This is a genomic window from Streptomyces sp. NPDC104096, assembly GCF_055584385.1.
The window spans coordinates 242,200-256,112 of record NZ_JBVJMD010000002.1; the positions used below are offsets into that span (position 1 = coordinate 242,200).

At 69.0% G+C, this 13,913-nt stretch carries 13 protein-coding genes and 1 pseudogene; 7 read left to right on the forward strand and 7 right to left on the reverse strand.

What is annotated here, in order from left to right:
* The first annotated feature begins 25 nt into the window (after window positions 1-25).
* The gene (locus tag ACZ60B_RS03550; RefSeq protein WP_469383822.1) at window positions 26-907 is read left to right on the forward strand and encodes a rhomboid family intramembrane serine protease; all 882 of its coding nucleotides are present in this window, start codon (window positions 26-28) and stop codon (window positions 905-907) included.
* Window positions 908-1,152: 245 nt separating this feature from the next.
* On the opposite strand, the gene crgA is transcribed toward ACZ60B_RS03550, so the two are convergent.
* Window positions 1,153-1,407, reverse strand: a complete 255-nt coding sequence (gene crgA, locus ACZ60B_RS03555) for a cell division protein CrgA (protein ID WP_469383823.1) — start codon at window positions 1,405-1,407, stop codon at window positions 1,153-1,155.
* 141 nt (window positions 1,408-1,548) lie between these two features.
* On the opposite strand from crgA, the gene ACZ60B_RS03560 reads away from it, so the two are divergent.
* The 6 genes and pseudogenes from ACZ60B_RS03560 to ACZ60B_RS03585 all read left to right on the forward strand — a co-directional run bounded on the left by ACZ60B_RS03560 (window position 1,549) and on the right by ACZ60B_RS03585 (window position 5,659).
* Window positions 1,549-2,331 carry a DUF881 domain-containing protein gene (locus tag ACZ60B_RS03560; protein ID WP_469383825.1) on the forward strand — a complete coding sequence of 261 codons (783 nt, stop codon included), beginning with the start codon at window positions 1,549-1,551 and terminating at the stop codon, window positions 2,329-2,331.
* Between the two features lie 41 nt (window positions 2,332-2,372).
* Window positions 2,373-3,062, forward strand: a complete 690-nt coding sequence (locus ACZ60B_RS03565; protein ID WP_469383827.1) for a class E sortase — start codon at window positions 2,373-2,375, stop codon at window positions 3,060-3,062.
* 4 nt (window positions 3,063-3,066) lie between these two features.
* Window positions 3,067-3,277: pseudogene (locus tag ACZ60B_RS03570) on the forward strand (hypothetical protein).
* Complete coding sequence (locus ACZ60B_RS03575; protein ID WP_469383828.1) at window positions 3,274-3,912, forward strand: aminodeoxychorismate/anthranilate synthase component II; 639 nt, start codon at window positions 3,274-3,276, stop codon at window positions 3,910-3,912. The pseudogene ACZ60B_RS03570 and the gene ACZ60B_RS03575 overlap by 4 nt, the downstream one beginning before the upstream one ends.
* Window positions 3,843-4,892: a class E sortase gene (locus tag ACZ60B_RS03580; protein ID WP_469383829.1), complete on the forward strand. Its 1,050-nt coding sequence runs from the start codon at window positions 3,843-3,845 to the stop codon at window positions 4,890-4,892. Before ACZ60B_RS03575 ends, ACZ60B_RS03580 begins: the two co-directional genes overlap by 70 nt.
* Window positions 4,893-4,906: 14 nt before the next feature.
* The gene (locus tag ACZ60B_RS03585; protein WP_469383830.1) at window positions 4,907-5,659 is read left to right on the forward strand and encodes a class E sortase; all 753 of its coding nucleotides are present in this window, start codon (window positions 4,907-4,909) and stop codon (window positions 5,657-5,659) included.
* 112 nt (window positions 5,660-5,771) lie between these two features.
* On the opposite strand, the gene pknB is transcribed toward ACZ60B_RS03585, so the two are convergent.
* From pknB to ACZ60B_RS03615, 6 genes are all read right to left on the reverse strand, one after another.
* Window positions 5,772-7,736: a Stk1 family PASTA domain-containing Ser/Thr kinase gene (pknB, locus tag ACZ60B_RS03590; protein WP_469383833.1), complete on the reverse strand. Its 1,965-nt coding sequence runs from the start codon at window positions 7,734-7,736 to the stop codon at window positions 5,772-5,774.
* 169 nt (window positions 7,737-7,905) lie between these two features.
* The gene (locus ACZ60B_RS03595; protein WP_469383835.1) at window positions 7,906-9,372 is read right to left on the reverse strand and encodes a peptidoglycan D,D-transpeptidase FtsI family protein; all 1,467 of its coding nucleotides are present in this window, start codon (window positions 9,370-9,372) and stop codon (window positions 7,906-7,908) included.
* Window positions 9,369-10,805 carry an FtsW/RodA/SpoVE family cell cycle protein gene (locus ACZ60B_RS03600; protein ID WP_469383836.1) on the reverse strand — a complete coding sequence of 479 codons (1,437 nt, stop codon included), beginning with the start codon at window positions 10,803-10,805 and terminating at the stop codon, window positions 9,369-9,371. The genes ACZ60B_RS03595 and ACZ60B_RS03600 overlap by 4 nt, the downstream gene beginning before the upstream one ends.
* A gap of 27 nt (window positions 10,806-10,832) precedes the next feature.
* Complete coding sequence (locus ACZ60B_RS03605) at window positions 10,833-12,368, reverse strand: Stp1/IreP family PP2C-type Ser/Thr phosphatase (RefSeq protein WP_469383838.1); 1,536 nt, start codon at window positions 12,366-12,368, stop codon at window positions 10,833-10,835.
* A gap of 120 nt (window positions 12,369-12,488) precedes the next feature.
* Window positions 12,489-13,007, reverse strand: coding sequence for an FHA domain-containing protein FhaB/FipA (locus tag ACZ60B_RS03610; protein WP_469383840.1), 519 nt, complete (start codon window positions 13,005-13,007; stop codon window positions 12,489-12,491).
* A gap of 10 nt (window positions 13,008-13,017) precedes the next feature.
* The gene (locus ACZ60B_RS03615) at window positions 13,018-13,866 is read right to left on the reverse strand and encodes an FhaA domain-containing protein (protein WP_469383841.1); all 849 of its coding nucleotides are present in this window, start codon (window positions 13,864-13,866) and stop codon (window positions 13,018-13,020) included.
* Window positions 13,867-13,913 lie beyond the last annotated feature (47 nt).

Here is a 13,913-nt window from a genome sequence, read left to right on the forward strand (position 1 = left end):
TGCAGACGACGACCTAGGGGATGTCATGGACCAGGCTCGCGGCAGTCGGCAGGACGCCCAGAGTCTGCCCGGTTGCTACCGGCACCCGGACCGTGAGACCGGAATCCGCTGTACCCGCTGCGAGCGCCCGATCTGTCCCGAGTGCATGGTCAACGCCTCGGTCGGCTTCCAGTGCCCCGACTGCGCCCGTGAATCCGGCGCCGGCCCGGCCGCGGCCCGGCCCCGCACCCTCGCGGGCGGCGCCGTCGCCGCCGATCCGCGGCTCGCCACCAAGGTGCTGATCGGCGTCAACCTGGCTCTCTTCCTGGTCCAGCAGATCGTCGGAGACCGCTTCAGCGAACGGTTCGAGCTCCTCGGGCAGGCCTACGTCCCGCTGCTGCACTCCGTCGAGGGCGTCGCCCAGGGCCAGTGGTACCGGCTGCTCACCTCGATGTTCCTGCACGGCAGCTATATCCACATCCTGTTCAACATGCTCAGCCTGTGGTGGATCGGCGGCCCCCTGGAGGCGGCCCTCGGCCGGGTCCGCTACCTCGCGCTCTACTTCGTCTCCGGGCTGGCCGGCAGCGCGCTCTGCTATCTGATCGCCGCGCCGAACCAGCCCTCGCTCGGAGCCTCCGGCGCGATCTACGGTCTCTTCGGCGCGATGGCGGTGCTCATGCGCCGGCTCAACTACGACATGCGTCCCGTGATCGCCCTGCTGGTGATCAACCTCGTCTTCACCTTCGGATCAGGCATGAACATCGCCTGGCAGGCGCACATCGGCGGTCTCGTCGCCGGTGTCGCCATCGGCTTCGCCATGGTCCACGCGCCCCGCCGGCGCCGTGCTCTGGTGCAGTACGGCAGCTGTGCGCTGGCGTTGGCCGTCATCGTGGGCGTGACGCTGTTGAGGACGTTCCAGCTCACCTGAGCGGATGGTTGTCCACAGCGTGTGGCGGATCTTGTGCACATCGTGCGGGAACAGCTGTGCCCCCTGTCACCGACCCGTGTTTCCGCAGGTCAGGCAGGGGGCGAACAAGCTTTCGACGATGAGGGATCCCGTCACGCCGACGTCATCCCCCGATGGGTTATCCACAGATCGTCGTTCTTTTCCCCACTGTGGAAAACGGCTGTGGATAACTCAGCGGATAGCCGTGGGCAGAGCCCCGGACGGCCCTACTTCCACTGGGTGGAGACGCCGAATCCCGCCGCGATGAAGCCGAAACCGACCACGATGTTCCAGTTGTCCAGCTTGTCGATGGGCAGAGAGCCGTCGGACACGTAGAAGACGACGATCCAGGCGAGGCCGATGAGGAACATGGCCAGCATGACCGGCGCGACCCAGGCACGGCTGTTGAGGTTGATGGTGGTCGCCTGCTTCGCCGGGGGCGGCGTGTAGTCGGCCTTCTTGCGGATACGTGACTTCGGCACGAGGGTCTCTCCTGTCGATGCGCTGCGTGGCCGCGCAGGGAACTGTGGCTGGCTCGGGGCAGCGTACAAGGGGACTCTTAGCGCTCCCCCGGGCGTCCGTTAGCGTAGTGCTTCCGTGGCGTCGAAGGAGATAAGGGTACGTTGAGCAATTCTGCCGACTCTCCCGGGACCGAATCCAGTCCTGTCCACCGCCGGGTCGGTCTCCGGCCCGTGCGGGTGCTCACGGTGGCCGTCTTCGCGCTGGCCGGGCTGCTCTTCTTCACCAGCTTCAACACGGCCAAGGGCACCAACATCCGTACGGACACCTCGCTGCTGAAGCTCTCCGACCTCATCCAGGAGCGCAGCCGCAAGAACGGCCAGCTGGACGAGTCCAACGCGACCCTGCGCAACGACGTCGAGTCCCTCGCCGCGGGCGACGACGGCAGCACCGCCGCGGAGGACGCGAAGGTCACGGCCCTGGAGAAGCGGGCGGGGACCCAGAAGCTCAAGGGGGAGGCCATCACGGTCACCCTCAACGACGCCCCGCCGGACGCGACGGCCAAGCTTCCCGGCTACCCCGAGCCGCAGCCCGACTATCTGGTCATCCACCAGCAGGACCTCCAGGCCGTGGTGAACGCCCTGTGGGCGGGCGGCGCCAAGGGCATCAAGGTCATGGACCAGCGGCTTATCTCCACCAGCGCCGTGCGCTGCGTCGGCAACACCCTGATCCTCCAGGGCCGGGTCTACTCGCCGCCGTACAAGATCACGGCGGTCGGCGACCCGGAGAAGCTCCAGAAGGCCCTCGCGGAGGCCCCGGCGATCCAGAACTACATGGTGTACGTCAACGTCTACGGGCTCGGCTGGAAAGTCACCGAGAACGGCACGGTGACTCTGCCCGGCTACTCGGGCACAGTGGATCTGCACTACGCGAAGCCTGTGGGGTAGAAGCACGTGGAGTAGGGCGGCCGCCGGGGGGTCCTGTGTCGGTGCGTGTGATCGTCAGGACCGTCAGCGAGCTCTGCATCACCGTGGGCACGGTGATCGTGCTCTTCGTCGTCTACGTGCTGTTCTGGACCGGGGTGAAGGCCGACCGGGTCATGGACCACCAGATCGACCGGTTGCGGCAGGAGTGGGCGCACGGGAGCGCCCGGCCGTCGGCGGCCCCCGGTGCCGCCGCCTCCCCCGCCCCGGCGCCGACGGCGTACCGCAGCGGCAGGCCCTTCGCGATCATGTACATCCCCCGGCTCGGTTTCACGTGGAACAAGCCGGTCCTGGAGGGCACCGCCACCGCCACCCTGAAGAAGGGCCTGGGCCACTACGCGGGCACCGCGCGGCTGGGGCAGACGGGCAACTTCTCCGTGGCCGGGCACCGGCGTACGTACGGTGATCCGTTCAAGGACTTTCCGCGGCTGCGCCGGGGGGACGCGGTGGTGCTGACGGACGGGACGACCTGGTTCACGTACCGGATCGACAAAGGGCCCTACAAAACCGTGCCCACGGACGTTGAGGTGATCGCCCCTGTGCCACGTAAGTCCGGGTATACGAGGGCGGGCCGCTATCTGACGTTGACCACGTGCGATCCCGAGTGGGGGCACAGTCACCGGCTGATCGTGTGGGCGCACCTGGACTCCACACAGCCCGTGGAGGCAGGCGAACCCGAGGCGCTGCGCCGTTAGTCTGGTGCCGTGCGGCGTGAGTCTGGTGCCGTGGTACGAGGGGAAGGGACGGCATGTACGGCTGGATCTGGCGGCAGCTGCCGGGAAACGCCTGGGTCAAGGCGCTGATCTCGATCGTGCTGGTTCTGGCCGTGGTCTACGTCCTCTTCCAGTACGTCTTCCCGTGGGCCGAACCGCTGCTGCCCTTCAACGATGTGACGGTGGACAACCAGTGAGCGCGCGCATTCTCGTCGTCGACAACTACGACAGCTTCGTCTTCAACCTGGTCCAGTACCTGTACCAGCTGGGCGCCGAGTGCGAGGTCCTGCGCAACGACGAGGTGTCGACCGCGCACGCGCAGGACGGCTTCGACGGGGTGCTGCTGTCCCCCGGACCGGGCACGCCCGAGGAGGCCGGGGTCTGCATCGAGATGGTGCGCCACTGCGCCGCCACCGGTGTCCCGGTCTTCGGGGTCTGTCTGGGCATGCAGTCCATGCAGGTGGCGTACGGCGGCGTGGTGGACCGCGCGCCGGAACTGCTCCACGGCAAGACCTCGCCGGTGGAGCACAGCGGCAAGGGCGTCTTCGCCGGGCTGCCGTCCCCCTTCACCGCGACCCGCTACCACTCGCTGGCCGCGGAGCCGGCGACGGTGCCGGACGAGCTGGAGGTCACGGCCCGCACGCACGACGGCATCATCATGGGACTGCGCCACCGGGAACTCCCGGTCGAGGGCGTGCAGTTCCACCCCGAGTCGGTGCTGACCGAGCACGGCCACCGGATGCTGGCCAACTGGCTGGTCGAGTGCGGCTACGCGGGTGCCGTGGCGAGGTCGGCGGGGCTCGCCCCGGTGGTGGGCAGGGCCACGGCGTGACCGCGCTCGGGGACCGGTACGACGGCGCGTCGTACGGACGCCCCCTCGACGACGAGACCGTCGCGTTGCGGCTGCCCGACCCGTCGTACCTGGGGGCCGGTGGCCCTGTATCGGCTTCTGAGGCCTCAGCGGCCCCGTCCGCCACTCCAGCCACCCCGGGAGGCCGCGCGGCCCGCAGAAAGGCCGCCAAGCGCCGTGGTGGGCGTCATGGCGGCGGGGCACCCGAGACCCGTACGCCGTCGGGCGGCTCCGGATCCCGCGCACCCCTGTCCCGGGTCGAGGCGCGCAAGCAGGCGCGGGCGCGCAAGGCCGGCCCGGCCGTGGTCGCCAGCCGGGCGATCGGCGAGGTGTTCATCACGACCGGTGTGCTGATGCTGCTGTTCGTCACCTACCAGCTGTGGTGGACGAACGTGCGGGCCCACGCCGAGGCGGGCAAGGAGGCCAGCAGCCTCCAGCAGGACTGGGCGAGCGGGAAGCGGGCGCCGGGCACGTTCTCGCCGGGGCAGGGCTTCGCCATCCTGCACATCCCCGAGCTGGACGTCGTCGTGCCGATCGCGGAGGGCGTCAGCAACAAGAAGGTGCTCGACAAGGGCATGGTCGGCCACTACGGCGAGAGCCCGCTCAAGACGGCGATGCCCGACGCGAAGACGGGCAACTTCGCGCTCGCCGGCCACCGCAACACGCACGGTGAGCCGTTCCGGTACATCAACCGGCTCCAGGCGGGCGACGAGGTGGTGGTCGAGACCCAGGACACCTACTACGTCTACAAGATGACGTCGATGCTGCCGGTGACGTCGCCGAGCAACACCACCGTCATCAACCCCGTTCCCACCGGGTCGGGCTTCACCGGGCCCGGCCGCTACATCACCCTGACGACGTGCACGCCGGAGTTCACCAGCAAGTACCGGCTGATCGTCTGGGGCAAGATGGTCGAGGTACGGCCGCGCAGCAAGGGCAAGCCGGATGCGCTCGTCAGTTAAGGGCAGAGGAAACAGTGGCAGCGACCGCCGATGAGACCGAAGAGCACACCGCCGTGCCCGAGTCGGGGCCGGAGCCGCGGCACCGGGGCCGGGGCCGGATCGCCCTGGCGGTCAGTGTCTTCGGTGAACTGCTCATCACGGCGGGGCTGGTGCTCGGTCTGTTCGTCGTCTACTCGCTGTGGTGGACGAACGTCGTCGCCGACCGGGCGGCGCACAAGGAGGGCGACAAGGTCCGCGACGGCTGGGCCGCCGGGCAGGACACCGGCCCCGGCGCCCTCGACACCCGCAACGGGATCGGCTTCCTGCACGTGCCCTCGATGAGGAACGGCGAGGTCCTGGTCGAGAAGGGCACGTCGGCGAAGGTCCTCAACCACGGTGTCGCCGGCTACTACGTCGATCCGGTCAAGGCAACGCTGCCCACCACGGGCAAGAACGGCAACTTCGCCCTGGCCGCCCACCGCGACGGCCACGGGGCGAAGTTCCACAACATCGACAAGGTCGAGGAAGGCGACCCGATCGTCTTCGAGACCAAGGACAAGTGGTACGTCTACAAGGTCTACGCGATTCTCCCCGAGACCTCGAAGTACAACGTCAAGGTGCTCGGGTCCGTCCCCGGGGAGTCGGGGAAGAAGAAGGCGGGCCACTACATCACGCTGACGACCTGCACGCCGGTGTACACGAGCCGCTACCGGTACGTGGTGTGGGGCGAGCTGGTACGGGTGGACGCCGTGGACGGCGAGCGCACGCCGCCGAAGGAACTGCGCTGACGCGGGCTTCCGGCGGAGCGACGGCAACGGGTGACGGCGACGGCCCCCGACCGAGATCACTCGGTCGGGGGCCGTCGCCGTGGTGCGGTCGCCGTGCGCGGCGCTCCTGCCGTCAGCCGTTGCCGCCGCCGAGGAAGCCGCCGTTGTTGCCCTGCTTCACGGCGATCAGGTTGACCGTCGTGCCCGTCGGGACCGTGTTGCCCTGACCGGGGTCGGAGCTGAAGACGGTCGCGTCGTCGTCCTGGGAGCCCTGGATGCTGCCGACGTTGAGGCCCGCCTGCTGGAGCATCTGCTTGGCGTCCTTCAGCTTCTGGCCCTGGATGTTCGGGACCTGGACCTGCTGCTGTTGCTTGGCCTTGCCGATCTGGATCTGGACCGTGGAGCCCTTGTCGACCTGGGCGCCGCGCTCCGGGGTGGTCGCGATGACCTTGCCGACCTGGTTCTGGTCGTCGGTCTCCACCTCGGTGCAGTTGCCGGTGAGGTCGCTGGCCTGCATCTGGGCCTTGGCCTCGTCACAGCTCTTGCCCAGGACGTCCGGGACCGTGGACCGCTCCTCGGCCTTGGCGACCGTCAGCGTGATCGTGGAGCCCTTCTCGACCTCCTTGCCGAGCGCCGGATTCTGCTCCAGGACGGTGCCCGCCTCCAGGGAGGACACCGTCTCCTTGGTCTTGACGTTGAACTGGTACTTGTCGGCCTCGAGGATGCCCTTGGCGTCGTCGAGCTTCTTGCCGACGACGTTCGGCACGGCCACCTTCGGCGCCCCGGTCGAGACGACCAGGTTGACGGTGGACTGCTTCTTGACCTCGGTGCCCGCCGTCGGGTCCTGCGAGCAGACCTTGCCGGTCTCGGTGTTCTCGCAGGGCTTCTTGGTGATGGCGACCTTGAGGTCCGCGTTGTCCGCCATCTGCTGTGCCTGGGCGACGGTCTGGTCGACGAAGCTGGGCATGCTGACGGTGTCGTTGCCCGCGCCACCGCCGCCGAACGCCCACTTGCCGATCAGGATGGCGCCCACGAGGACCAGGACGGCCGCGACCGCCAGCAGGACCGTCGAGGTGTTGTTCTTCTTCTGACGGCGCCGGTCGGGGCGGTCGTCGTAGTCGTAGCCGCCGCCGTTGCCCGGGCTCATGGGCGGCATCATCGTGGTGGCGCCGCCGTCGGCGCGCAGGGCGGTGGTCGCCTGGTCGTCGCCGTAGCCGCCGTAGCCGACCGAGCCCATCGCCGCGGTGGCCGCCACCGGCTGGCCGTCGAGGCAGGCCTCGATGTCGGCGCGCATCTCGTCGGCGGACTGGTAGCGGTAGTTCGGGTCCTTGACCAGTGCCTTGAGGACGATCGCGTCCATCTCCGGCGTGATCTCGGGGTCGAAGACGCTCGGGGACTGCGGCTCCTCCCGGACGTGCTGGTAGGCGACCGCGACCGGGGAGTCGCCCACGAAGGGCGGCCGGACGGTCAGCAGCTCGTACAGCAGGCAGCCGGTGGAGTACAGGTCGGAGCGGGCGTCGACCTGCTCGCCCTTGGCCTGCTCCGGCGAGAGGTACTGGGCCGTGCCGATGACCGCCGCGGTCTGGGTCATCGTCATGCCGGAGTCGCCCATGGCGCGGGCGATGCCGAAGTCCATGACCTTGACCTGGCCGTTGCGCGTCAACATGACGTTGGCCGGCTTGATGTCACGGTGCACGATGCCGCTGCGGTGGGCGTACTCCAGGCCCTGGAGGATGCCGATGGTCATCTCGAGCGTGCGCTCGGGCAGCAGCTTGCGGCCGCTGTGCAGGAGCTCGCGCAGAGTGGAGCCGTCGACGTACTCCATGACGATGTACGGGATCGAGACCCCGTCGATGTAGTCCTCGCCCGTGTCGTAGACCGCGACGATCGCGGGATGGTTGAGCGAGGCGGCCGACTGGGCCTCCCGGCGGAACCGGGCCTGGAAGGACGGATCGCGCGCGAGGTCCGCGCGCAGCGTCTTCACCGCCACCGTGCGTCCGAGCCGGGTGTCATGCGCGAAGTAGACCTCCGCCATGCCACCACGGCCGAGCACATGGCCCAGCTCGTACCGGCCGCCTAGGCGACGCGGCTCTTCCATAGCTACCTACCAGCCCTCTCCGTCGGTCCCGACCCGCACGTCTGTGCGGTCGGAGGCTGTCGTCCGGGCATACCGTACCCGGATCGCTCTGTGTGACCTGGCCTAGCCCGTAACCCGATACAGGACCGGTATCGCAACGTGCACCGATGTGAAGGGGACGTGAGCGGGGTCACTTCTTGCTGTCGATGACTGCCTTCATCACGGCCTTGGCGATCGGAGCCGCGAGACCGCCACCGGTGATGTCGCCGCGGTTGGCGGCGCCGTCCTCGACGACGACGGCGACGGCCACCGGAGTGCTGCCGTCCGACAGTTTGGCGTACGAGATGAACCAGGCGTACGGCTTCTCGCTGTTGTTGAGGCCGTGCTGGGCGGTACCCGTCTTGCCGCCCACGGTGACGCCGTCGATCTGGGCCGAGGTTCCGGTACCGGACTTCACGACCGTCTCCATCATCTGCTGGAGCTTCTGGGCGGTCTCGGAGGAGACGGCCTGGGAGAGCTCCTTGGGCTCGTTCGTCTCGATGACGTCGAGGTTGGAGGCGCGCAGCTGGTCGACCATGTAGGGCTGCATCAGCTTGCCGTCGTTGGCCACGGCCGAGGCGACCATGGCCATCTGGAGCGGGGTGGCCGCGTTGGAGCCCTGGCCGATGCCGTCGAGGGCGTTCTGCGGGGCGTTGTCCTTGGGGTAGATGCTCTTGGCTGCGCGCACCGGGGTGTCGAGCTCGGCGTTGTTGAAGCCGAACTTCTCGGCCTGCTCGATCATCTTGTCGTTGCCGACGTTGTCGGCCATCTTCGCGAAGACGGTGTTGCAGGACACCCGCAGTGCCTCGCGCAGGTTGGCGTTCTCACAGCCGCTGTGCTCGTTGGTGAGGTTGGTGCTGGTCTGCGGGAGCTTGTACGGGTCCGGTGTCTTGGTGGGGTCGTCGATGCCGGAGACCACGCCGTTCTCCAGCGCGGCGGCGGCGGTGACGACCTTGAAGGTGGAGCCGGGCGGGTAGGTCTCGCGCAGGGCCCGGTTGAGCATCGGGTCGTCGGGGTTGTTCTTCTTCAGGACCTTGTTCCAGGCCTTCTGGTCGCTGTCCGAGGTGCCGGCGAAGGTCGACGGGTCGTACGAGGGGGTGGAGACCAGGGCGAGGATCTTGCCGGTGGCCGGGTCGATCGCGGCGACGGCGCCCTTCTTGTTGCCCAGGCCCTTGTAGGCGGCCTTCTGGGCGGCGGCGTTGAGGGTGGTGACGACGCTGCCGCCCTCCTTCTGCTTGCCCGTGATCATGTCCAGGGTGTTGCGGAAGAAGAGCCGGTTGTCGGTGCCGGTGAGGATGCCGTCCTCGAGCTTCTCGAGCTGGTTGGAGCCGAAGGCCTGGGAGGAGAACCCGGTGACCGGCGCCCACATGGCGCCGTCCTTCCAGGTGCGCTTGTACTTGAAGTCGTTGTCGCCCGACTCGACGGAGCCGGTGATGGCCTTGCCGCCGACGATGATGTCGCCGCGCGGGCTGGCGTAACGCGTGATGTTGACGCGACGGTTGTCCGTGTCGGAGGCCAGGGTGTCGGCCTTGACGTACTGGAGCCAGTTGTCGCGCAGGAGCAGGGTGAGGACCAGGAGGCCGCAGAAGATCGCGATCCGGCGCAGGGGCTTGTTCACGGGCGGACCACCTGGGTCATCTCGGCGTCGGGGTTGGAGGCGGGGGCGGGAGCCGGACGGCGCGCGGTGTCGCTGATGCGGATCAGGATGCCGATCAGGGCCCAGTTGGCGATGACGGAGGAACCGCCGTACGCCAGGAACGGCATGGTCATACCGGTCAGCGGGATGAGGCCCATCACACCGCCGGCGACGACGAACACCTGGAGCGCGAAGGCGCCGGAGAGGCCGATGGCGAGCAGCTTGCCGAACGGGTCGCGGGCGGCGAGGGCGGTGCGCACGCCGCGCTCCACGATCAGGCCGTAGATCAGCAGCAGCGCCATGATGCCGGCCAGGCCGAGTTCCTCGCCGAAGGTGGCGAGGATGAAGTCGGAGTTGGCGGCGAACCGGATGAGCTCGGAGTGGCCCTGGCCGAGGCCGGTGCCGAGGGTGCCGCCGGAGCCGAACGCCCACAGGGCCTGCATCGCCTGCTCGGAGTGGCCCGCGACGCCCTGACGGCTGAGGGCGTACTCCTTCATCGGGTCGAGCCAGGCCTGGACACGCTGCTGGACGTGCGGCTCGAAGCTCGCCACGCCGACCGCGCCGCCCGCCGACATCAGCAGACCGAAGACGATCCAGCTGGTCCGCTCGGTGGCGACGTACAGCATGATGACGAACATTCCGAAGAACAGCAGCGAGGTGCCGAGGTCGGTCTCGAAGACCAGGATCAGGATCGAGATGAACCAGACGACCAGGATCGGGCCGAGGTCGCGGCCGCGCGGCAGGTACAGGCCCATGAAACGGCGGCTGGCCAGGGCGAGCGCGTCGCGCTTGACCATCAGGTAGCCGGCGAAGAAGATCGCCAGGACGATCTTGGCGAACTCTCCGGGCTGGATGGAGAAGCCGGCGACGGAGATCCAGATCTTGGCGCCGTAGATGTTCTGGCCGAGACCCGGTACGAGCGGCAGCAGCAGCAGGAACAGGGCGCCGACCATGGAGATGTACGTGTAGCGCTGCAGCGCGCGGTGGTCCTTGAGGAAGACCAGGACGACGATGAACAGCGCGATGCCCATGGCGGTGTACAGCAGCTGGCGGGGCGCGGCGGTGCCTGCCTGCTTGATCGACTGGAGCAGTTTGGACTGGTCCAGCCGCCAGATGACGACGAGTCCGAGCCCGTTCAGCAGCGTGGCCAGCGGCAGCAGCAGCGGGTCCGCGTACGGGGCGAACTTGCGTACGGCGAGGTGGGCGACGCCGGCCAGGAGGCCGAGGCCGAGGCCGTAGCTCAGCAGGCCGGACGGCACCTTGTCGTCGATGGCCAGGCCCACGTTGGCGTAGGCGAACACCGGGATGACGACGGCGAACACCAGGAGCGCGAGCTCGGTGTTGCGCCGGCTCGGGGTGCCGATCGAGCCGATCGTGGACGTGTGGTGCGTCGGCGAGTTGGTAGTACTGCTCATCGTGTGACGGGGCCTCTCACGGCTTGCCTACTGCTTACCGCACAGCGAGACGACCTTCTGCTCCTCCTCCGAGAGGCTGGGGCCGGGGCTGGGAGTGGCGGTCGCGGACTTGGACGGGGTCGGGGACGTCGATGCCGACGCGTTCGGCGACGGCGATGCCTTGGACGTGCGGGAGGTGCTGGTGGTTCCCGTGGTGCCTCCGGCCTCGCCCTGGCCCGTCTTGGCGCTGTTCTCGCTCTCGGCGGTGCGGCGCTGGGCTTCCTTCTTGCACGCGGAGGCCTGGACCGACAGTTCGTCGATCTTCTTCTGGGCGGTGCCCAGGTTGCCTTCGGCGATCGTGGCCTGGACCAGCTTCTGCTGGTAGGGCGGGAGGTACTTGAGTTCGATGTCGGGGTGGTCCTTCTCCACCTTCGACAGCGAGACCCATGCCAGGTCCTGGCTGATGCCGCGGTACAGGGCCACGTGCTCGCCCTTGGTGCCGACGTAGTACTGCGTCTGCGTCCAGCGGTAGCCGCCGTAGAGGCCGCCGCCGATCACGGCGAGGGCGAGGACGCTGTAGAAGGATCTCTTCAGCCACCTGCGGCCCTTGCCGGGCTTGACGAAGTCGTCGTCCGTGTAGTCGCCGAAGCTGCCGGCCGGGACGTAGCCGGTGGTGTCGCCGGAGCCGGGCGGGCCGAACTCGCCGCCGCCGCCCTGTCCGGGCACCTGGCGGCCGAGGCCGGAGGCGCGTCCGGCGGGCGTCTGCATGATGCCGTTGTCGTGCAGCTGGTTCTGGTTCTCGGCGACCGCGCCGACCACGACCGGGGTGTCCGAGAGCTGCCCGGCGAGGGTGTCACCGGTGTCCAGGTCGAGGACGTCGGCGACGATGACGGTGATGTTGTCGGGGCCGCCGCCGCGCAGCGCGAGCTGGATCAGCTCCTGCACGGTCTCCTGCGGGCCCTGGTAGCTGGCGAGGGTGTCCTCCATCGTCTGGTGGGAGACGACCCCGGACAGTCCGTCGGAGCAGATCAGGTAGCGGTCGCCGGCCCGGACCTCGCGGATCGACAGGTCGGGCTCGACGTGCTCGCCGCTGCCGAGCGCGCGCATGAGGAGCGAGCGCTGCGGGTGCGTGGTCGCCTCCTCCTCGGTGATGCGGCCCTCGTCGACCAGGCGCTGCACCCAGGTGTGGTCCTGGGTGATCTGGGTGAGGACGCCGTCCCGCAGCAGGTACGCGCGCGAGTCGCCCACGTGGACCAGGCCCAGTCGCTGGCCGGTCCACAGCAGGGCGGTGAGCGTGGTGCCCATGCCTTCGAGCTGGGGGTCCTCCTCGACCATGGCGCGCAGCTGGTCGTTGGCCCGCTGGACGGCGGTGCCGAGCGAGGTCAGGACGTCGGAGCCGGGGATGTCCTCGTCGAGAGCGACGATGGTGGAGATCGCCTCGGAGGAGGCGACCTCGCCGGCGGCGGCGCCGCCCATTCCGTCGGCGATGGCGAGCAGACGGGGACCGGCGTAGCCGGAGTCCTCGTTGCCCTCCCGGATCATGCCTTTGTGCGATCCGGCGGCGAAGCGCAGTGAGAGACTCATGCGCACCTCGCCCGTCGGCTCCGGATACATCCGCACGGTGCCCACCCTCCGGTCGGGAGCGCGCCGGGGTCCGGGGTGTGGACCGCGCCTGCGTGCTCGCTCCGCTCGCTCATTGTCGTACTACTTCCGCAGCTCGATGACGGTCTTGCCGATGCGGATCGGCGCACCCGGCGCAATCGGCGTGGGAGTCGTCAGCCGGCTCCGGTCGAGGTACGTGCCGTTGGTGGAGCCCAGGTCCTCGACGATCCACTGACCGTCCCGGTCCGGGTAGATCCTGGCATGGCGGCTGGAGGCGTAGTCGTCGTCCAGCACGATCGTGCTGTCGTGCGCCCGGCCCAGGGTGATGGTCTGGCCCTGCAGCGCGACCGTGGTACCGGTGAGGGTGCCCTCGGTCACGACCAGCTTGGTGGGGGCGTTGCGGCGCTGGCGGCCGCCGGCGGCCTGCTGGCGCTGCTGCGGAGGCGCCGCCGCCTGCCGGGCGGCCTGCGCCTGAGGCCGGGCGGCCTCCCGCCGCGCTCCGCGCTGGGTGACACGCGTACCGAACAGGTCGCTGCGGATGACCTGCACGGCCACGATCACGAACAGCCACAGTACGGCCAGGAAACCCAGCCGCATGACCGTGAGGGTCAGCTCTGACATTGCCCCCGCTTCACCCTTCGGCTTGCCGGTAAATGATGGTGGTGCTGCCCACGACGATCCGCGAGCCGTCGCGGAGCGTAGCGCGGGTGGTGTGCTGCCCGTCCACCACGATGCCGTTGGTGGACCCGAGATCCTGGATCGTCGAGGGCGTTCCGGTCCGGATCTCACAGTGCCGGCGGGATACGCCGGGGTCGTCGATCCGCACGTCGGCCTCGGTGCTGCGGCCCAGCACCAGGGTCGGGCGGGAAATCTGGTGACGCGCGCCGTTGACCTCGACCCAGTAGCGGGTGCGCGCGCCGTGGGCCGCGCCGCCGGGCTGGGCCGGCTGCGGGTAGCCGTAGCCACCGGGGCGCGGGCCCGCGCCGGGCGGCGGTGCGGCCGGCATCGGGGGTGCGCCTGCGCCGGGCTGCGGGTAGCCGTGGCCGCCCGGACGCCGGCCGCTCGCGGACGACGGGTCGGGGCCCTGCGGTCCCTGCTGGCTGCTGGACGAGGCGAGCGTACGGCTGCGCACCCGGTACAGGCCGGTGTCCAGGTCCGCGGCCTTCTCCAGGTTGACCTTGATCGGCCCCATGAAGGTGTAGCGCTGCTGCTTGGCGTAGTCGCGCACCATGCCGGCGAGCTCGTCGCCGAGCTGGCCGGAGTAGGGGCTGAGGCGCTCGAAGTCGGGCGTGCTCAGCTCCACGATGAAGTCGTTGGGGACGACCGTGCGGTCGCGGTTCCAGATCGTGGCGTTGTTGTCGCACTCGCGCTGGAGCGCGCCGGCGATCTCCACGGGCTGGACCTCGGACTTGAAGACCTTGGCGAAGGTGCCGTTGACCAGACCTTCGAGGCGCTGCTCGAACTTCTTCAGGACTCCCATGGGGCACCTCCTCCGTCGTTGCCGCTGTGCCTGTGCCTGTGCCTTGT